Genomic DNA, 18,087 nt, shown 5'->3' on the forward strand with positions numbered 1-18,087 from the left:
GAAGAAAGGGGCGAGCTTGGCCATCTGCTCGTCGCTCAGCCAGAAAAGATCGCTCATGTCACCGCTCCGTTTTCAGAGCCGTGAATCACGCCGTACAGCGACGATCAATGGATCCTGACCCTAGGCACTTGCAGCATCTTGAACCTGGCGAAGGCAGATGAGCTCTCACCGTTTCGTCATCTTGCTCACCTAGGGCCACGTTCAGTGGGCGCTCATGCCAGTTCCCAAAGGTACGGCGTGCTTCCAATACTGCGGCGCGTCACGGGGCGTAAATTCAGCAATGCAGCAATGGCATGGCCAGCCTATCTCGCGAGTGGCACGCCCGTGAGCCGCTGATATTCCGCTTCAGGGACGCCATACATATCGGCACAGACTTCCTTGAGACCATCGCGATCAAGTATCCTGAGTGAGCCCCCGCTCGATTTTGTCGTACCGGCGTGCTCAAGCTCGTTCAGGGCAACGGTGACACCTGCCCGCCGGGCTCCGATCATGACCGAGAGAAACTCGTGGGTGAGCGGGATTTCATCACCATCCATACGGTCATGGCACATGAGCAGACAGCGGGCGAGCCGGGCAGAAAGCTTGAGTTTCCCGTTCGCCAAGACGGTGTGGGACGTCTGAATTTGGGCAGCTTGAACGTATCGCAGCAGGGCGTTGCGAAAGGTGGAGACTTCCATGGCTTCCCTGATGCGGGCGCTCTCGATGCGGTTCGCATGCCCCTCCACCTGGACTTCGGTCTTGTTCGGTGAACAGGAGTCTCCCATGACGACCATCATTCCGGTGAGACTCTCCCTTCCGATAATGCCCGCTTCAATTTCATACTCTCCCCGCCGGGACTGGACGACTATCGACAGCAGCCCCTCTTCCGGAAAGTAGACATATGGTATTGACTGCTGGGGTAGCTCGAGCTTCTGCGCCATGGTTAGAGCCACTGGCTCAAGGTGCGGCGTGAGAAGTGCCAGATGCTCAGCAGGCAACTCCGAGAGCACTTGATTTCTGTATTTTATTGGTCCCATTGGCCTTCCGAGCCTAGGGGCAACAGCACATGGCTATCAGCCGACCGCGCCCATGCAATCTACGGTCGATGAGTCCGCAGGTAGCTTGATCGTTCGCCTAATGACAGGGACGGGAGTCTTCTCCGGGCCGTCAGGGTACGGTTGTGTACATAATCTCTGTGCAGTCTCGATAAGTCCGCATGGGACAACAACGTGTTCGCTAGTCTTGAACGGTCGCTGAAGCTTGGTTCCAGTGTGCTCAAGCCCTCTTTGCTGCCACCTATGTCGGGCAGCTTTAGCAGTGGCGTGACGCCATTTGCCGTCTCTCCTAGAGCTCAGAGTCACGACAGTTGGATCGAGGTGGGCTCTTCCAAAAGAACCAATGACGCTTTCGTCTAGGACTCTGAAAATCTTGTTTCCGGGCTCAGCACCTCAAGCGGTAGCACCATCGGGAGTCTACTTCGAACGGTGTCCGGCTTGGTCCAAAAAGCCAATAGAGCCGTCTGAGGTATTGGCCTTGACGCAACGACGTCACTAGCCCGACACTGAAAGCTAGGTGGTTCGTGGCGATCATCAGTCGCTCCGTTGGGAACGGCGCGGGGCGGGCAATACAGAGGACGACAAGAAGTGTTCGATTCCCAGGGTGGGAGCAATCCGGGATGGGACGAGCGATGCAGCATCTGCGAGGACTCAGGGCAGGTAGTTGTTGCAGTTCCGATTATCCGCCTTACTGGACCACGATACGCTGTTCTCCTCTGCCGCAAGTGGTTCTTTGCATGTCACGCGAGAGAAGGTACGACATGCGGCCGAAATTTGCTTTCCGCGATGGTAACCCTCGTGCTGTGCGAGGGGCGAGAGTCCCTCGACGTGGCGCCAGTGACCTCTTGTCCGCTCTGTCCGCCTACCGGAAGCGACTAAGCACAACGATAGTCAGAACCCGATTTGCCGCTTTCAGGCTGGCGTATGGCACGCTGATGCCAGGGGCCAAACCACAGCCAAAGTTGCCATAGGCGTCGAAAGCGGTGAGGTTCAACCGGTCTCGGATTCCAAGGGCGCGCTCTCATCATCGGTGTGGGATCTCATGTCTTTCCGCTGTCGCAGCGACGCGATGCGTTGAGCCAGGAAGACGAAGATGAATAGTCCGGCGTAGACTGCAGCGATCAGCCTGCCCGCAGTCTCGGTGGCCCCACCGACGATCCCGCTGAAGCCGAAGACCGATGCGATTGCTGCAGTAAGGAGGAAGGTGACCTTCAGTCCCATATCGGTGCTCTCGCAACCCAGTAGACTTGGCGCGACAGCGCCGTCAGAGCGGAAGACGTTTAACAATGAGCTAACGCACGGCGCCTATAGTGGCCACTGCGACCTTTGTCCGATACCGCACAATCGACGCGGGCAAGGCCGCTTCACGTTGGGAGAACGTGTTGGCCATCGCTCGGTGGAGTTGCACGCTCCCGAACATCTTGTCGGACTCGCTGAAGCCGGAACCTAGCGAGTGCTGGTATGGCCATGACAAGCATGGTGTGATGAAGTCGATCTGTCCGAGGTGTGCTGCATGATTCGGCAGCCCGTCATGACCCAGCACACATCCGCTAGCGGCGCCGGGCAACCTTGACATGGTCTGTCTGCGACTTGTCTGACCCTGGTTCAGTTACATGGTTGATCGGGAAGAGGTTCACTGACCATCCATTTTCCTTGGGGGGAGGAGGAGAACGAAGCGGCCGACAAGTTGGAATGAGAGGAGCGATCACTAATGCCACTTTCATGGATGGAACATCGACCGCCGGACCGAGTCTTTAGCCGCTGCGAGCAGGCCACTGCCGAGACGCCCATTGGAGCAATCACACTCGAATGGCGAAGCTGGAGAGAGAACGACAGCCCTTCTGGCGAAATGCCTTGGGGGGAACTCGTTGTTGGGTCGGATCTCGAAGATGCGAAGGACAAGGCACAGGCGGCTTGGGACCGAATGATGCCAAAACTAGCTGAATTCGCGACTCTGCGTAGTGTCGAGGCCGAAGGAGCAACGAGACAGAAGAGCAGGCAACTCCAAAAGCTTGGGATGGGAGAGACTCCGGCCGAACTCGCAGAGAAAGTTGAGGGAATCGTCAACGCTGAAGGTTTTCAGCTCGGAGCTCTATCTTTCCATCAATCCTCTGGTCGGAAGGTCCTGACCTACAATTTTTGCGACTACGACAAATGGGAGACCACGCCGCTGGATGGGGACAGAGAAGTTTTCACAACCCCTATTAGGTCACGGAAAGCCAGTGTCGAATAGGCTGTGATCAAGCAGCCTTACTCCGGGAGGTTGAGACCATGTTTCCCTCCGGCCTATCTGTGCGAAGTCGAAGCCTGTGATCCATCCGCCAAGTCGAATTCGGGACAAGCCTGGATGAACGCCGCGCCGCTCTCGATCCGGCGGAAGTAGAAGGCTGTCGCGTCGCACCCGAAGCTCTTCGCGGTGCCTTGTGCGAACTCCCCGGAACCGACGTTTTCACGGCACCACCGGATGACGTCGTCTAGGCGGTTGCCGAGCCCGGTGTGCGGAACGACTATCTTGATCCGGATCGGGAAAGACAGGTCATCGCGCTGGCTGGACGGTATCGTGCGGCGAGTCATCAGAGTGCCTAGATGTGAGTGACGAGCCAGCAAACTGCCGTCACTCAGTGCCCTAGCCAAGCCGCACGTCGCGCCAGCCAAGCGCGTGCTTGCCCTCCCTACTTGATCTGAAGCTCCTCAAGGTTCTCGCTTCCGTTATCACCCACGCCACTGGCGACCACGCCACCCGCCAGATACGGCAACAGCCTCGGCATTACGTCCCGCTGGAGCCGGATCGAGTTCGCCTCGGTGAGCAGTGCCCTGAACATCTCCGGGTCCTCCACTGCATCGGCAAGGATTTGGGAGGACTTGTCCGTGAATAGCCGGAACGCGATTTCCCCCGCCCGGCCTGAGAAGATGTTGGCGGTCTGAAGACTGCCACCCATTGAGCCACCGGCCACCTCGCCGCCGAGACGGGCAGCCTGCACCCGGGCTAGGATTTCGAGCATCCGGCTTGTGGGAGCGCCCGAGAGCGTCGATCCGACATCGGCGGCATCGGTCCGCGCACGCTGAACGCGGGTGATCTCCTGGGCAATGCGCTGGAGCCGTCCCCGCTCTGCCGGGCTCAGTATGACGTTCATGGCGCGCGCCACCTGTGGATCGGCCAGCCGCGCGCTCAGTAGCTCGCCCTGAAGGCCTGTGCGCCCCTGCCGGGTTGCCGTCGATCCAGAGATCAGGAAATCAGCAAAAGACCCTTTAAGACCTGCCAGAGCCTCCCCGCTCGTGTCTTTGCGGGCCGCGTTGACAAGGAGTCGCGCATCCCGCGCGGCGTTGGGCGACGAGATGACCGCCTGGAAGGCTTGCTCTGGAGGACTGTCCAGATACCGCCCCAGGGCGCTCTGTCGGTTGTTCCGGCTCTGCCCAATGACATCGGCGATCCTTCCGTTGATACGCTCCGCGCTCTCGCCGTTGCGGATGGCTCCGAGGATTTCGTCTCGCAGGTCGGGATACTGGTTCAGGAGCGCCTGGTTGTCACGGAAGAAGCGGCGCGCCACCGGGAACGACCAGTTGCCGCTGGGGTCCTGGACCGCCTGCTGGAAGCGGTCCTTCACGTAGTCCTGGATCGCGGCCTCTGCCTGTCGACCGTCGCGCCCGTCGAAGCTGGCCGCCCGGTTGAGGTCACGGCTGGCGACGGCGGCTCCCTGTCGCCCCTGCCGCACGGTCCTGTCGAGCGTCATGGACGGATCAACTCGCGTGTCGCCGTCGATGGTGCGGGTCAGGATGTCGCCAACCGGCCCTTGGTCGAAGGTCTCGTGCAGCGCGGCCGAGTAGGCGCGTGCCTCGTTGATCGACTGCCCGATGCGCGTGCCGCCATCCACGGCCCCAAGGTCCTTGAGGACCGCGTCGGCGAGCTGGTTCGCGATGCGCGCCCGGTTCTTGTTCTGGTCGGTCCCGGCCATGGCGCTGCGGGCAACGCGGCGAAGCTCGGAGTAGAGGCCGTGCATCTCGGCCACCGTCTCGCTCTCGCCGAAGCCGCCCTCGTCCACGAGAAGCCTGCGAGCCACCTCGGGCATGTCGTTCTGCTGGGCTCGAGGAATGGTCTGGGCGAACTCCTGCGCCAGCTCCCGCGAGTAGGAAGTGTCGACGGTGGCCCCGCGCGGCACGGCATCCCAGAGTTCCCGCTCGCGCATCCTGGCGCCTTCCAGGGCCCGGTCGATTTCCTGTCGCACGATGGTGGAGTTCGTGCCCTCACCGGCCTGGTTGCCGAGGGACTGGATGCGGCGCTCGGCTTGGTCGAGCGCGTTCGCGGCGTCCTGGCGTAGACGCGTCGCGAAGTTCTGCCGCCGCTCTGTCAGGAAGCGCCGGGCGTCCTCGGTGTTGCCGCCCAGGTCCGAAACCTCCTGCTCAGCGCGTTGCGTGGCCTCCCGAGCGCGCTCGTCCATGCGGGCCCTGACGGTTGGGCTTTGCTCAACGGCAAGGCGCTCCAGACCCAGCATGTTCGGATCGCCCGTCTGCTGTGCCGGGGAGAGGCCAAGCGGGTTGTCGTTGGTCACCCGTCCGGCCAGTTCCTCGGCCCGCTCTTCGCCCCCGGCGAGGTTCTTCATGCGGCCCCGGGCAATCGCACGGGCACCGGTCGACGTGTAGGGCGCCATGGAGGACGTGAGCGCATCCGTGGCGCGCCTGGTAAGGGTTCCAGTGGGTCCATGCATCAGGGCCGCTCGTGCGCCCTGTAGCGCCCCCAGAACGCCGAGAGGGGCAGCAATGCCAGCGACGGCCTGCCCGGTAGAGCCAGCCCCCGTGTCTTCAGCAACCTGCTGCGCCCCCTGGGAGACAGCACTTGCGCCGACCTCGGCCGTTGCCCCGCCGGTGGTGCTCATGGACCTGAACATGTCGCTGCCGATCCGCCCCGCCGTGCCACCTGCACCCGCGAGCAGCTGCCCGAGCTTCGCGATGGGAACAATGGCCGCCATGCCCTCGCCAGCCCCGCGCTGCATCGCTTGCCACGCGGTGTCGGTGTCGCCCTCGGCAACCCCGATCCCGAGGCTACGCATTCCCTCGGCCGTGTTGTCGAACGGGTTGAAGACATCCCCGAAATTGGCAACGCCCCGGTTGAACTCCGCCATGACGCCGTTGTTGTCGGGGCGGCCACGGGCCACGACCCTCTGCGCTTCCTCTGCCGAGATGACTTCGGGCCGGTCTCGTCGGCCCGGGCGTTCGGGCAGGCTACTGGAGCGCCCGGCTACCCCCAGTTGCTGTGCGATTTCCTCGACGGTGCGCTCCTGCTCGGCGGGCGACAGGCTCTTGAAGTTGTCGTCCACGGTGACGGTCTGGTCTCCAATTGTCAGCTCGGCCATCAGTTCACACTCCACTCGATGCCGGAAGAGGTGCGCCCCGAGGTCTGGGGCTGCCCGCTGCCGCTGTTCAGCGCCTCGTCGAGCGCCTTGTAGTCTTCGAGGAGGGGGACGAGCCCATCCATGGCCGAGCGCGCTGCCTGGCGCTCCTGCGCGTTATAGCTACCGGGATTGTCGATCACCCGCTGGGCGGACTGCATGGCGCGCTCAATCTCGCGACGCATGTTGGCAATCTTGTTCCGCGCGCGGTCGCGGCCGGTGGCAATCTGGCCCGGCCTGACGGTCAGCTCATCGATCATCTCGCGGGTGAGGTTGGACGGTCGTCCCGGCCATTCCGCAGAGAGGGTCTGCACGGTGCGCGTGGCGAGGCTGTCGAGCATTTGCGCGCCCCGGTCGATCCGGGCGCTCGGCTGGCCGACCCCGATGCTGTCGAAGAGCGTGTTGATGATGCCCGCACCCATGCCGGAGAAGCCAAGGGCTCCCTCGACATTGGTGTCGTCAAAGGCATCGCTGGCCTCGACGTTAGTGGGTCCGGGCTGGCCCTGAACGCCCCCTGCGGCGGGCTGGATGACCTGCCCTGTGGTGCGGTCCACGACGAGACCGTCCTGGGTCATGTCGTATTGACCGTCCGCCAATTTGATCGCGGTCGCTCGATCGGCACCGAGCGTCGACATGTAGTCGGTGATCTTGGTCTCCCGGGCATTGGGGTCCTGGGGCGCTCCCTCCGGGTTACTCGGCGTGCCGTAGGTGTAGCCCTTGGTGGGGTCGTTCGGATCGTTCCAATAGGCACCAGATGGCAGGTTGGTTGTGCGGTCGGACATGGAGGCAGAGCCGCCGCCAATCGCGCTCTCGACGGCCTCGATTTCCCCTGTGAGACCGCCGATGATCACGCCCCGCTGATCCCAGGGACGCCAGTTGTCGCCGAGGATTTCCCGGCCGGTGGATGCCCAGTCTTCCGGGGACCGGATGCCGACCAGCTGAGCCGCGATGCGCTTTCCTTCCTCGGCCTCCGCCTCCAGGCCCGCGATGTTCTCACGCAGGTCCAAGTCGCGGAGGGCAATCTCCATCTCGCGGCGGGATTGCTCCCGGCTGACGCGGAACTGCTCTCGAGCCAGTCCAATCCGCTCGTCGGTCTGCCCAATCTGGCGCTCGGCCTGATCGATGCGCCGTCCGTCGTTGTACATGCCGTGGAGCACGTTCACCGCCTGGAGACCCTGTGGGCCTGCGGCGAGGAGCGCGTTCATCGCCTCTGGGTCCCCTTGCATCGCGGCTGCGCCATGCTGGGGGAGGAGCTCAGCGAGGGCGTTGCGGTTGCGCTGCTCCTGGACCTGCTGCCCAAGCGCCAGCGAGTTCGCGTAGCCGGTCATATAGGACTCGGCGAGGTTCGGAAGTCGGATCTCATTCATGGCTTTCGCCTTTCTGGTGCTGCTCGATGTGTTGCCCGTTCTGGGTCTTGAGGTCGGCCATCGCGGAAGCGAGGAGGTCGTCGGTGATCTCCTCGTCGTCCAGGACGGCTTGTGCGATTGCGGGGACGCGCCCGGTCAGGAAGGTCTTCAGGTCGTCTCCAGAGAGCTCTTCCGCCGGGCCCGATATGTCTGCCGCCGCGTGGGCACGCATGACGAAGCCGAGTTCGGCTTCCCCGTCTTCGGAGCTGAATTCGCCCCATGGAGCATGGATGCGAGCCAGGCGGCTGGACTTGTCCATGTTCACGACGCGGACGTAGATGGTCGGCATCCGGAACTCTTGGCCCGACTTGGCTTCAAGGTTGGTGAGACGGCGGGTCAGCGTCATGGCTGGCTCCTCGTGGGGCGCGGGGTCTGGTGTTCAAAGGTCAAAGCAATCGGCCTCCAACACCGCGATAGAGCGCCCCAGAGCTGCGGCGCGGTCGTGGAAGTCCGAAGTGCTCTCGCCCGGCTGCCGGGTCAGCCTCTCGCCCTTCGCGAAGGCCTCGATGTATTCGGGCTCGTCCTCGCCGATGCTTTCGACGAACAGCAGCACGAGGCCGCCGCTGGACTGCTCAAGCTTTTCCAGTCTGCTGCTCAGTCTCATGCTTCCAGCTCCTCGCAGACGCGGCCGAGGTAGGCGGTCGCGGTTTCGTCGGGCTGGCGGACAGGCATGGGGCCCGGAAGCACCTTCCGGGTTTCACTGGACCGAGCGGCAACGGCATCGAGGTACTCAGCGAGACGTCGGCGTCCCTCGCCAGGCTCCGGGACGCTGTGCGGCGTCTCTGCTTCGAGGTTGGTCAGTCTGCGTCTCAGGATCATGATCGGCCTCCATTCACTCCGATGCGGGAGGTGCTGGCGGCGACCGAGGCGAGAAGCTCGTCCAGGTCGCCGAGGAACATGAGGTGCGGGTGTCCGGCATCGCGTGTCGCCAAGAGCATCACGTCGTGCGGTTCAGCGATGTCGGCTCGAAGAGCATCGACCTCGCGATCCCGTTCGGTCTCGTTCATGCCGATGGGGTGGGCGACGATGGCGGTCAGTCCGGGTCGGTTGCCTTCCATCCGAGCCAGTCGTTTCGAGAGCGGGTTCATTTCTTGGCCTCCAGTGCAGCGATGCGCTGCTCGATGTCGGTGATCTCCAGCGTCTTCCGGTAGCCCTCCACCAGCACCATGACCGAGGCGGCCTCGGCTGGGGTCAGCTCCCCCTCGGAGACGGCCCTCAGGACAGCGGAGGCGGCCTCTGCGGCTTCCTGTGCGTTGGTCATGGGCGGCAAGTCGAACTGTACCGGCGCGTCCTTTTTCGCGGGCGCGATCCGTTCCAAGCAGAGACGGAGGGCCGTGGTGTCGCCATCGAGGGCAAGCTCGACTGCCTTTCGGGTCAGACCCTCGGCCTCGCCCTCCAGAAGCTCTTCGACGGCGCGGGTGATACGGTGGCGAGCGCCAGCGGGCCGTCCGGGATTGCCGGGTGCAAAGGTGCCGTCCGGGTTACGGCGATCCGTAGTCGAGCCGTTGTTACGGTCGGCGGGAGCACGGCAAAGCTGGTTGCGGCGGATCTGCAGCACATATGTAATCAATAAACCCCCTCCCCCTGTGCAGGGCGTAGCTGAGAGACGTTGCTTGCGAAGGCGATGGCGGGGTGAAGGCGCTTCAAGCGGTAAGACCGAGCGTGATGAGCGGCCCTGTGGCGGCTCGCGACCTCCAAGAGACCTGCTCCTTCGAGAGAGCGCCGAGCAGCGAGGAACCGACGCTCCGACAGGTCGGTCCGACCGGCGTCACGCATGCCCTTGAATGAGAGCGCGAAGGTCTTCCCGGCGATATGGCCGTGAAGCGTGACGAACAGGGCGATGGCGTCAGAGGCGTTCGGATACTCGGCCAGCAAATCCAAGGCATAGCGATGCACTCGGAACTCGCTGTTGCGGCCCATGTAGACCCTCCCCTCCAGACGGCAGGCCCACGCCCAGTCGGCAATCCTGCGAAGTTCCTCGTCAGGGATGCTGGCGGGGTCCTCGCACTCGTCGTCGCGGATGAAGGCGAGGTTGCCAAAGAGCTCGTCGGGGTCATCGACAGTCTCGACCATCTGGATCGCGACGACGCTGAGCGCATAGTTGCGCGTGCCTTTCTCGATCCCATGGCTACGTTGCTGTTGGCTCCGGGTCGGCAGTCGAAGCTCGGGCAGCCGGTCGGCGGCCAGGTCACCCTCTGCCGGGAAGTAGCAGCCGCCATCGCTCCGGACCGAACCTGGCCCGGCAACGTAGGCGTTCGCGCCGCGCTTGATGTCGACCGGAAGGCCTTCCTTGCGGAGGTTCGGAAACTGACCGGCCCCGCTGGCTCGGTAGTAGAGGTGCCGACCGCGCGGCGTGCGAACGTGGACGGGAGACCCGCCGAAGCGCGCCTCCATCTTCTCTATGAGCCCGGGGTCATCCACGTCGCAGTCGACCACCGCGAGGCCACCCAGTCGGATGCCGTAGCAGGTGGAGCCGTTGCGGTGCATCGGCGCGAGGATGCGCTTCAGCGGCAGCCGGGACTTGCCCTTGAAGCCGATGATCGGGCTCTTGCCGTCCTCCCCGCCACCGAGGGGCAGCAGGGAGTAGCCTGCTTGGTGCAGGCGCGCCATCTCGTCAGACGGGATGGCAGACGGGACGAGGCGAGGAAGAGCGGTCATGCTGCGTCCTCCCTCGACTCGGGCTGGGCCTCCTGCGCTCGCCGCAGGGCATTCAGCAGCTCGGGCAGAAGCTCCGCCTTGAAGGCGATGCCTTGCTTTCCTGGCCTCATCTCGTCCCCCGCGTCGTAGAAGACGCGGAGGTTGATCATGTCGTGTCCCTTGTATTCGTCGCGGGACACGCGCAGCTCTTCGCGAGCGTTCTTGCGGATGCTGGCAAGGACGGTCATCGGCACCGCCCTCCGAAGGCCAGTTCGGCCACGGCGCGAGCCGCAGGTTCGGAAAGAGCGTGACGCTGGCGGAGATGGCGGACGCGCTGATCATGGGTCATGCCGCCTCCGCCGTCTTGGGAGCCTGGGCGCCGAGGGTCTCGACCTGGGAGTGGAGCACGTACACACCATAGCGGCTGGGCGGGTCGTTGGTGTCGTCCTCGAAGAAGAGCGTCTCGATGTCGGCGCCGTGCTCTCGCTTGAGGACGTACACAACGTCGGACAATCTGACCGGCGAGGCGCAGTAGAGCGGCGAGCGTCGCAGGGCTTCGAGCACCTGCCGGTACGTGGCCGAAATGGCGCTTGTGGTCTCGTTGCCCTCGCGGTCGGTCAGCCTGTAGAGCCCGGCCGCGCGGGTGTTCGGCAGGTCCTTCCTGCGCATGATCCAGCGCGTGTCCGAGGGAGGGTGGATGCCTCTGGATTCCTTGAGTATTTCTGTGGTCATTCTGCTCGTCCTTGTTGATTGGACGGGCGGACTGCGCTATATCTCCTGTACCGCTACACGAGAATTGCGCCCCCGCCGCCCGATCCGGGTTGGTGGGGGTTTCTCGTTAAGCGGCGGCCGGTTGGCGGGCGTTCAGCCAGGCGACTATGTCGCCCTCACGCCAGGCCACGGCGCGGCGACCGATTTTCACGGGTTTCGGGAATTCGCCGCGCGCCATCATGTCGTAGATCGAAGAGCGGCTGAGACCGGTCATCTCTTCGACGGCGGGGCGGCGGTAGACTTGGCTGGGCATATCGAGGCGCTCCAAGGCGGTTTCGGCATGCCTTGGAAAATACGGTGCGCCTGCGCTCCATTCAGGTGCACCGCTTCAGGAGATCATGCCCCCAAATCGTCGTCCTCATTTTCGGAGAACGCACCCGCTACGCGAAGCCGCTCCATCTCATGGGCTTCCCACTTCTTGTGAGCGCGCTTCACGGTGTCCTCACTTACGTTAAACCTCTCCGCAACAATCGCATGGGCCTCCGACTTGGATATGCCACCGGCATCAGAGGCGCCTGCTCCGAGATAGGCTGCGATGGCTGCGCGAGCCAGCTGCCGTTCGCGCAGGATGTTTTGGAGCCTCTCTCGCTTCGGCTTCTTGCCTTGCCCGTGGCCTTCGAGATTGAACGCTTCGCCCATCGTCATACCAGACGGGCCTTCCAAATACTTAGCCCAAGCGTTGACGAGCATGTTCAAGACCGGAACAGGGATCATGACCCCTTCTTCACGCCATTGCTGGATTGGGTGATGCTCCATTATCGCCTCGTTCGTGAATCCGTGCTCGCTGTAGAGCGTGGCAATAGCCTGAAGGATCTCGAACGACGCCATCTCGTCTGGGATTTCACCTTCCTTCGAGGCGCCGAGAAGGTAGATGGACTTGGAGTTGTAGGCCTCAAGCGGCCAGTAGTACTCATCCCTCTGACGATTAAGAAACGCTTCGGAAAGCTTGGGTGGTGCTGGTCTTCGCCCCATCAATAGGTCCCCTCTGAACGCTCTGAGGCAATACTAGCGACCCAAATGCGGAGGTCGCCTTCACGCCAGGCGACCGCGCGCCGCCCGATCCTGACGGGCTTGGGGAACTCGCCCCTTGGCATCATCGAGTAGATGGTTGAGCGGCTGAGCCCCGTAAGCCTTTCGACCTCGGGACGGCGGAGCAAGCGTTCGGTCATGTGAAATATCCTCTTCATCAGAACAGGACCGAACCTAGAGCAGCGCGATTTAAGCTGCTTAAAAGCTTGGCGGAAATTCCGGGTCATCGCATGGCCACCACGTTGTCCGTCGCGGCTTCGACCGACTCGCCCTCGGTCACCATCGCTGCCCAGCGGTCGAGCACGCGCCTTCGATCAACGAGCTTGTGGGCCCGGTTGTAGACCCGAGCCACGGTGCTTGGTGCCGATCCTGTGGCGGAGTGATTCAGCACGCGATCCACGACGGCTTCGTCCTCGCCCGCTTCGACCATCGCCGTGGCGAAGCCGGTTCGGATGTCATGGAAGCGCCACGGCTCGAAGTCTGGCCCGAGCAGCTTGTCCAGCCGCGTCTTGACCTTGCTGAAGCCGGACACCGGCGTCCGCCCCGTGGTCGTGAAGAGCAGCTCTCCCTTGCTCTTGTCTCTCAGCGCTTGCAGCTCGCGAAGTGCCGGAGCGGAGAGGTGCACGATGTGCTCCTTCCTGTTCTTGACCGCTGTCGAGCCGTAGACGAGCGCACTTCGTATTAGGTCCACGTCCCTCCAACGAAGCTTGGCGATTTCGCTCCTGCGTTGCCCGGTCAGGACGATCAGGCGGAGAAGGGGCCCCCAGAGTGGCCCCATGTCGAAGGTCGCCTGATAGATGGCCCGAACCTCTTCGAGCGAAGGTGTCCTTTCGCGGGGCAGCTCGTTCACGGCATTGGCCAGGCCGACGCCAACGTGTTCGCTGAGATAGCCGCGCTGCCAGAGGAACTTGCCGAAGTGGGAGAGTGCCGACTTCATGCGGTTCGCCCGGACATGCGCTCCTTCTCCCGCCTTCCGGTCGATGGCGTGTTGGAAGAGCTGGCGCGTGAGCACCGTCACTGGCTCGTCCAAAACCTCCCTCAAGGCTTCCTGGATTGTTCGGAGGCGCTCATCGCCGCTCGACAGGTTGGATAGATGCAGGTCGTGGTACCTGTCCGCGACCTGACGAACCGACAGGGTCTGCTTCCGTCTCTCCTCCTCGGTCTTCTTCGCCTCGGCGGCTTGAGCCACCCGGTCGATTCCATGGCTGGCTTCGAGGGCAATCTCCTGCGCCGCCAGACGGGCCATCTTGAGCGACATCGGTGGGTAGGTGCCAAGCGTGTGCTTCCGCTTCGGGCCGCCTCTCACGCGTTTCTCGAACTGCCAGACCTTTCGGCCGGTCGGATAGACCCGCAGCCGAAGCCCTGGCTGGGCCTCATCGGCTATCTCCAGCCTCTCATCGCCCTCGACCTTCACGCTCTGAACGAACGTCTCGGTCAGCCTCCTCCTCAATGTCTTCATCCAATGCTCCTGCCTTCAAATCTGGCGGTTCCGCTCGGCCTTTCTGGCTGGGGGACTCTCGGGGGACAAAGCCACTCGGCTTCCCTCGGAACTCGCAGGACCAACCTAGACGCCGAGAGGGCCTAGGGCAACTACCTGAAATTAAAGACTTGTGAATGGCTTAGGGCATTTCTGGGCCTGTCTCGGAACATCTCGGAACGGACAGGAAGAGACAGAAAAATGCCGGGCCCGGTGACTTTTAATCAGTGGGTCGCAGGTTCGAATCCTGCACGGCTCACCACTGAAACCTCCGATTACCCATCTTCGACAAGCGCGAATGCGATGTCTCACGCCGGCTACACCGGCACGCGCCTCAGGCTTCGATCGCCACTTTCCCGATTGGGTTGGAGCAGCAGGCCAGAACGTAGCCCTCGGCGATGTCCTCTTCCGTGATGCCGCCGTTGTGGACCATGTGGATCTGGCCCTCGGTCTTGCGGACCTTGCATGTGCCGCAGACGCCGAAGGTGCAGCCGGAGGGGATGACGAGACCGGCCGCTCGGGCGGCGCCGAGGAGGGTTTCGGTCTCGGCGCATTCGACCGACTTGCCAGAGAGCGAAAACTCCACCTGCGCCTTGGCCGAGTCGTCGAGGGTGACGCCCTCGGGAAAGGCGTCGGTGGCGCCGACGGGGGCGTGGAAGCTTTCCTGGTGGTAGCGGTCCATGTCGAACCCCAGGCCCGCGAGGGCGTCGCGGACGGCCGTCATGAAGGGCTCGGGCCCGCAGCAGAAGACCTCGCGGTCGAGGTAGTCCGGGGCGGCGAGGCCGAGGAGGAGCTGGTTGAACTGGCCGCGATACCCCGTCCAGGGCTGGTAGCGGTCCGTCTGCTCCACCATCCAGGCCAGCTCGATGCCGGTGATGCGCGAGGCCATGTGCTCCAGCCGCTCGCGGAAGATGATCTCGGAGGGGCGGCGGGCGCAGTTGATGAAGACGATGTCGGGGTCGCGACCGGCGTCGTACATGAAGGTCGTCATCGACATCATCGGGGTGATCCCCGAGCCGGCCGAGATGAAGAGGTACTTGGAGGCCGGGTGGTCGAGGTGGGAGAAGGTGCCGCCGGGCCCCGCCGCCTTGAGCCGGACGCCGGGGCGCAGGTTGTCCAGCATCCAGCGCGTCCCGAGAGAGCCTTCCTGCGCCTTCACGGTGATGGTGAGCGAGGTCGGACGCGAGGGCGAGGAGGAGACGGTGTAGGTTCGGTGGAGCGGGCCTCCGGGCACCGGCAGCTCGAGGGTGATGAACTGGCCCGGCCGGTACCGGAAGAGCGCACCCGAGGGGGCCTGGAAGGTGAACGTTACCACGTTCGGCGCCTCGGGGAGGAAGGAGACGCACTCCAGCGGCTCGTCGTCGGACCAGAAGGCGAGCGTCGGGGTGAAGGCGTTCATGACCGTCACTCCGCGGCCACGGCGCGGGGCGCGAGCTCCCGGCGCAGGGTCTGAAGGTACCAGTCGACGAACTGGATGACGCCATCCTCCATGACCGGGCTATAGGGCCCGGGGACGTAGGCGGGCGAATTGATGCCGAGCTGGTTGTCCTCGACGATCTGCCGGTCCTCGTCGTTGGTCGCGATCCAGACCTCGGTCAGCCGATGGATGTCGTAATCGACTCCCTCGACGGCGTCCTTGTCCACGAGCCAGGTCGTCGCCACCTCGGTTTCCTGCGGGCCGATGGGTGTGACCCGGAAGGTGAGAGAGATGTCCGGGAGGAAGTGGTTCCAGGTTGACGGGTAGTGGAACTGCAGCAGCGTCCCCGCATCCGGGACAGAGACCCGCCCGAGCGGGCGGCGGGAAGCGGGCTTGAGGTCCATCGTGTAGCTGAGGGCGTTTTCCTGCAGTGGCGTCCGGGCGAGCCGGTACTGGCCGGCAAAGCCCGCCATGGCGAACCGGGAGGGTGCGCCCGCGGCCTCGCACTTGTCGAAATGGCGTTGCAGCTGCGGCGGGACCGATCCGTCGGCCGAGACGCCGGCGACGGCGGGGTCGAGAGGGAAGGACCGGCAAAGCGCGGGATGCGTGCCCGCGCAGTGGTAGCACTCGCGGTTGTTCTCCCAGACCAGCTTCCAGTTGCCTTTCTCGACGATGGTCGAGCTGTAGGCCACCTTGGCGCGGTGCAGGTCGTGCACCTCCAGGTAGGGGCGGGCGAGGTCGGCGAAGGCATCGAAGTCCGGCGGATCGTCCGCAAGGCAGATGTAGATCAGGCCCGCGAGTTCGCGCAGGTGAACCGGCCGGAGGTTGTGCTTCGAGGGATCGAAATCCGGCCCCATGTCGCGTGCCCAGATCAAGCGGCCGTCCAGCTCGTAGGTCCACTGGTGATAGGGGCACACGAGCTTGGCGACATGGCCGTCGCGCGCCTTGCAGATCACCGAGCCCCTATGGCGGCAGGAGTTGTGGAAGGCGCGGATCTCGCCGTCGGCCCCCCGGACGAGAACGATGTTGTAGGCGCCGATCTGCAGACGGGCGTAGGAGCCGGTCTTGGTCAGCTGGCAGGCCGGGATCGCGTAGAGCCAGTCCCGGTAAAAGATCGCCTGCAGGTCGTGCTGGTAGATGTCGGGGTCGGTATAGAAATCCCGCTCGAGCGAGTGCCCCGGTTCGTGCCGCGCCAGCAGGTCGGACAGGTCTTGGCTCGTCATCTGGATGCCTCCGCGACAGGTTATCTCACCTGTCGCGATGACCGGGGCGGGGAAGGCTATCAATAGCAAAAAAAGTCATCTTGGGTTACATTGATTCACCTGTCCTCTTCGCGGCACCGAGTGGCTGGAAAGCGACACCATGACCCGACCCTATGATCTTCCCTCCATGAGCGCGCTCGTCTGTTTCGAGGCGGCTGCCCGGAATCTGAGCTTCAAGGAAGCGGCGACCGAGCTGAACGTCACGCCGGCGGCGGTCAGCCACCAGATCAAGCGGCTCGAAGCAGACCTCGGCACACCGCTGTTCCGGCGGCAGCACCGGGGCGTCGACCTGACGGAGACCGGGGCCTATCTCTTCGTCGCGCTCCAACGAGGGTTCGAGGGGATCTCGGAGGCGGTGAGGGAGGTCCGCTACCCGGGGGAGGCGGAGGACGTGGTGATCCGGGCCACGACAGCCGTAAGTGCCTTCTGGCTGACGCCACAGATCACCGCCTTCTGGAAGGCCCGGCCGGACATCATCGTCTCGCAGATCGTCAGCGATGTCGCCGTGCCGACCGGCCGCGCCGATCTCAGCATTCACTACGGGATGCTTCCGGAAGACGATCCCGCGTGCATCCCGCTCTTCCATGACGACATAGTTGCCGTGGGGACGTCCGACTTCGCCGCCGCACGAAGGGTCTCCACCCTCGCCGACCTGCGCCGGGTGCCCCTGATCCATGTCGTCGCCGAAGGCACCGACTGGACCGGCTGGGCCGAGTGGCTGAACCACTTCGCGGAGGAGCCGCCCGCCGAGCGTGGGATCGCGGTCAACAATCACATGATCGCCCTGCAGCTGGCGCGCGACGGGGCAGGGGCGGTGCTCGGCTGGACCGGGCTCATCGGGCCGCTCCTGGAGTCGGGCGACCTCGTGGCACTGACGCCGGAGCGGATGCCCTCGCCCCAGACCTTCTACCTGCAGACCCACGAAAGGGCCTCGTCGCTGGCGCGGGTCTTCCGCGACTGGCTCGTCGCCTCGCAGCGATAGGCCTAGTCGGCCGGCCTGTAGTCGTGACGGGCGTGGAACCGCGCCAGTTCGTTCTCCGTGGCGGTCTGCCCGGTGAAAGTCTTCACGTAAGCCGGCATCCGCGGCATCCGCACCTCGAGGCTCTCGCGGATCTGCATCGAGATGTAGCCGATCTGGACGAGATAGACTGTCCGCGCCCGCACGTCCGCCTCCTCGGGGTCGTAGCCGAAGCGCGCGAACATGGCCCGGATCGCGTCCAGCCGCCGCTCGTCGGCCGCGGCCACGCGCGCCGTCACGGCGTCGGACCGGTGCGCCCAGCCGCGCACCGCCATGTCGAAGCGCGGCTCGAAGCGGCCCTCGTCGAGAAAGACGCTGATGACGTTCAGCACGGCCTCGGCGATGGTCTCGGCGTAGGCCTCGCAGCCGCCGACGAGGGCCTCGGTGTTCGACCTGTCCCAGTCTTCGAGCAGCGCGTCGAGGATCGCGGCGCGATCCTTGAAGAACCAGTAGAAGCTGGTCCGCGACAGGTTGAGCCGCGCGGCGAGCGGCTGGACCTTCACCGCGTCGAGCCCGGACTCGAGAAACGCGGCCCTGGCGGCATCGAGCCAGACCTCGCGCGATCCGCGCCAGCCCTTCTGATCCTGGATGTCGACCTCTTCCATTCGGGCAGCCTATCCGCAGGGCCCCGGAGCGACAACGCGAAATAGAC

20 protein-coding genes are annotated in these 18,087 nt (G+C 64.0%); 1 reads left to right on the plus strand and 19 read right to left on the minus strand.

Annotated elements, in window-relative coordinates; all coding sequences use genetic code 11:
• Positions 1–302: 302 nt before the first annotated feature.
• The 18 genes from F3S47_RS15345 to F3S47_RS15430 form a co-directional block, all read right to left on the minus strand.
• A complete protein-coding gene (locus F3S47_RS15345) occupies positions 303–920 on the minus strand; it encodes a Crp/Fnr family transcriptional regulator (protein WP_223877847.1) in 618 nt (205 codons plus the stop codon).
• 1,104 nt (positions 921–2,024) lie between these two features.
• Positions 2,025–2,255, minus strand: coding sequence for a DUF1328 domain-containing protein (locus F3S47_RS15350; RefSeq protein WP_150446186.1), 231 nt, complete (start codon positions 2,253–2,255; stop codon positions 2,025–2,027).
• Positions 2,256–3,706: 1,451 nt separating this feature from the next.
• Positions 3,707–6,382, minus strand: coding sequence for a hypothetical protein (locus F3S47_RS15355; protein WP_150446187.1), 2,676 nt, complete (start codon positions 6,380–6,382; stop codon positions 3,707–3,709).
• Positions 6,382–7,785: a hypothetical protein gene (locus F3S47_RS15360; RefSeq protein WP_150446188.1), complete on the minus strand. Its 1,404-nt coding sequence runs from the start codon at positions 7,783–7,785 to the stop codon at positions 6,382–6,384. Before F3S47_RS15360 ends, F3S47_RS15355 begins: the two co-directional genes overlap by 1 nt.
• Complete coding sequence (locus tag F3S47_RS15365) at positions 7,778–8,170, minus strand: hypothetical protein (RefSeq protein ID WP_150446189.1); 393 nt, start codon at positions 8,168–8,170, stop codon at positions 7,778–7,780. The genes F3S47_RS15360 and F3S47_RS15365 overlap by 8 nt, the downstream gene beginning before the upstream one ends.
• A gap of 33 nt (positions 8,171–8,203) precedes the next feature.
• A complete protein-coding gene (locus F3S47_RS15370; protein WP_150446190.1) occupies positions 8,204–8,428 on the minus strand; it encodes a hypothetical protein in 225 nt (74 codons plus the stop codon).
• Positions 8,425–8,643: a hypothetical protein gene (locus F3S47_RS15375; protein WP_150446191.1), complete on the minus strand. Its 219-nt coding sequence runs from the start codon at positions 8,641–8,643 to the stop codon at positions 8,425–8,427. Before F3S47_RS15375 ends, F3S47_RS15370 begins: the two co-directional genes overlap by 4 nt.
• Positions 8,640–8,882, minus strand: coding sequence for a hypothetical protein (locus tag F3S47_RS15380; protein ID WP_150446192.1), 243 nt, complete (start codon positions 8,880–8,882; stop codon positions 8,640–8,642). Before F3S47_RS15380 ends, F3S47_RS15375 begins: the two co-directional genes overlap by 4 nt.
• Before the next feature lie 26 nt (positions 8,883–8,908).
• Entirely contained in the window at positions 8,909–9,394 is a 486-nt protein-coding gene (locus tag F3S47_RS15385; RefSeq protein ID WP_223877848.1) for a DUF5681 domain-containing protein, read from the minus strand.
• Entirely contained in the window at positions 9,391–10,482 is a 1,092-nt protein-coding gene (locus F3S47_RS15390) for a bifunctional DNA primase/polymerase (protein WP_150446193.1), read from the minus strand. The genes F3S47_RS15385 and F3S47_RS15390 overlap by 4 nt, the downstream gene beginning before the upstream one ends.
• Entirely contained in the window at positions 10,479–10,709 is a 231-nt protein-coding gene (locus F3S47_RS15395; protein ID WP_150446194.1) for a transcriptional coactivator p15/PC4 family protein, read from the minus strand. Before F3S47_RS15395 ends, F3S47_RS15390 begins: the two co-directional genes overlap by 4 nt.
• A gap of 97 nt (positions 10,710–10,806) precedes the next feature.
• Entirely contained in the window at positions 10,807–11,193 is a 387-nt protein-coding gene (locus tag F3S47_RS15400) for a hypothetical protein (RefSeq protein ID WP_150446195.1), read from the minus strand.
• 106 nt (positions 11,194–11,299) lie between these two features.
• Positions 11,300–11,485, minus strand: a complete 186-nt coding sequence (locus tag F3S47_RS15405; protein ID WP_150446196.1) for a helix-turn-helix transcriptional regulator — start codon at positions 11,483–11,485, stop codon at positions 11,300–11,302.
• An 83-nt stretch (positions 11,486–11,568) separates the two neighbouring features.
• Entirely contained in the window at positions 11,569–12,204 is a 636-nt protein-coding gene (locus tag F3S47_RS15410; protein ID WP_150446197.1) for a hypothetical protein, read from the minus strand.
• Positions 12,204–12,488, minus strand: coding sequence for a helix-turn-helix transcriptional regulator (locus F3S47_RS15415; RefSeq protein WP_317978265.1), 285 nt, complete (start codon positions 12,486–12,488; stop codon positions 12,204–12,206). Before F3S47_RS15415 ends, F3S47_RS15410 begins: the two co-directional genes overlap by 1 nt.
• Positions 12,485–13,720 (minus strand): tyrosine-type recombinase/integrase, encoded by a 1,236-nt coding sequence (locus tag F3S47_RS15420; RefSeq protein WP_150446199.1) that lies wholly within the window; start codon positions 13,718–13,720, stop codon positions 12,485–12,487. Before F3S47_RS15420 ends, F3S47_RS15415 begins: the two co-directional genes overlap by 4 nt.
• Positions 13,721–14,072: 352 nt before the next feature.
• Positions 14,073–15,137, minus strand: a complete 1,065-nt coding sequence (locus F3S47_RS15425; RefSeq protein ID WP_150446200.1) for a hybrid-cluster NAD(P)-dependent oxidoreductase — start codon at positions 15,135–15,137, stop codon at positions 14,073–14,075.
• Between the two features lie 5 nt (positions 15,138–15,142).
• Entirely contained in the window at positions 15,143–16,378 is a 1,236-nt protein-coding gene (locus tag F3S47_RS15430) for an aromatic ring-hydroxylating oxygenase subunit alpha (protein ID WP_150446201.1), read from the minus strand.
• Between the two features lie 139 nt (positions 16,379–16,517).
• Between F3S47_RS15430 and F3S47_RS15435 the strand changes: the two genes are divergently transcribed.
• Positions 16,518–17,399: a LysR family transcriptional regulator gene (locus F3S47_RS15435; RefSeq protein WP_150446202.1), complete on the plus strand. Its 882-nt coding sequence runs from the start codon at positions 16,518–16,520 to the stop codon at positions 17,397–17,399.
• A gap of 2 nt (positions 17,400–17,401) precedes the next feature.
• Here F3S47_RS15435 and F3S47_RS15440 read toward each other — a convergent pair whose 3' ends face one another.
• Complete coding sequence (locus tag F3S47_RS15440) at positions 17,402–18,040, minus strand: TetR/AcrR family transcriptional regulator (RefSeq protein WP_150446203.1); 639 nt, start codon at positions 18,038–18,040, stop codon at positions 17,402–17,404.
• Between the last annotated feature and the right edge of the window lie 47 nt (positions 18,041–18,087).

The organism is Histidinibacterium aquaticum, from assembly GCF_008710275.1.
GTDB lineage: Bacteria > Pseudomonadota > Alphaproteobacteria > Rhodobacterales > Rhodobacteraceae > Oceanicola > Oceanicola aquaticus.

Coding starts and splice junctions, on each gene's coding strand:
- F3S47_RS15345 (WP_223877847.1), bottom strand. CDS start 920: ATGGCGCAGAAGCTCGAGCTACCCCAGCAGTCAATACCATATGTCTAC.
- F3S47_RS15350 (WP_150446186.1), bottom strand. CDS start 2,255: ATGGGACTGAAGGTCACCTTCCTCCTTACTGCAGCAATCGCATCGGTC.
- F3S47_RS15355 (WP_150446187.1), bottom strand. CDS start 6,382: ATGGCCGAGCTGACAATTGGAGACCAGACCGTCACCGTGGACGACAAC.
- F3S47_RS15360 (WP_150446188.1), bottom strand. CDS start 7,785: ATGAATGAGATCCGACTTCCGAACCTCGCCGAGTCCTATATGACCGGC.
- F3S47_RS15365 (WP_150446189.1), bottom strand. CDS start 8,170: ATGACGCTGACCCGCCGTCTCACCAACCTTGAAGCCAAGTCGGGCCAA.
- F3S47_RS15370 (WP_150446190.1), bottom strand. CDS start 8,428: ATGAGACTGAGCAGCAGACTGGAAAAGCTTGAGCAGTCCAGCGGCGGC.
- F3S47_RS15375 (WP_150446191.1), bottom strand. CDS start 8,643: ATGATCCTGAGACGCAGACTGACCAACCTCGAAGCAGAGACGCCGCAC.
- F3S47_RS15380 (WP_150446192.1), bottom strand. CDS start 8,882: ATGGAAGGCAACCGACCCGGACTGACCGCCATCGTCGCCCACCCCATC.
- F3S47_RS15390 (WP_150446193.1), bottom strand. CDS start 10,482: ATGACCGCTCTTCCTCGCCTCGTCCCGTCTGCCATCCCGTCTGACGAG.
- F3S47_RS15395 (WP_150446194.1), bottom strand. CDS start 10,709: ATGACCGTCCTTGCCAGCATCCGCAAGAACGCTCGCGAAGAGCTGCGC.
- F3S47_RS15400 (WP_150446195.1), bottom strand. CDS start 11,193: ATGACCACAGAAATACTCAAGGAATCCAGAGGCATCCACCCTCCCTCG.
- F3S47_RS15405 (WP_150446196.1), bottom strand. CDS start 11,485: ATGCCCAGCCAAGTCTACCGCCGCCCCGCCGTCGAAGAGATGACCGGT.
- F3S47_RS15410 (WP_150446197.1), bottom strand. CDS start 12,204: ATGGGGCGAAGACCAGCACCACCCAAGCTTTCCGAAGCGTTTCTTAAT.
- F3S47_RS15415 (WP_317978265.1), bottom strand. CDS start 12,488: ATGACCCGGAATTTCCGCCAAGCTTTTAAGCAGCTTAAATCGCGCTGC.
- F3S47_RS15420 (WP_150446199.1), bottom strand. CDS start 13,720: ATGAAGACATTGAGGAGGAGGCTGACCGAGACGTTCGTTCAGAGCGTG.
- F3S47_RS15425 (WP_150446200.1), bottom strand. CDS start 15,137: ATGAACGCCTTCACCCCGACGCTCGCCTTCTGGTCCGACGACGAGCCG.
- F3S47_RS15430 (WP_150446201.1), bottom strand. CDS start 16,378: ATGACGAGCCAAGACCTGTCCGACCTGCTGGCGCGGCACGAACCGGGG.
- F3S47_RS15435 (WP_150446202.1), top strand. CDS start 16,518: ATGACCCGACCCTATGATCTTCCCTCCATGAGCGCGCTCGTCTGTTTC.
- F3S47_RS15440 (WP_150446203.1), bottom strand. CDS start 18,040: ATGGAAGAGGTCGACATCCAGGATCAGAAGGGCTGGCGCGGATCGCGC.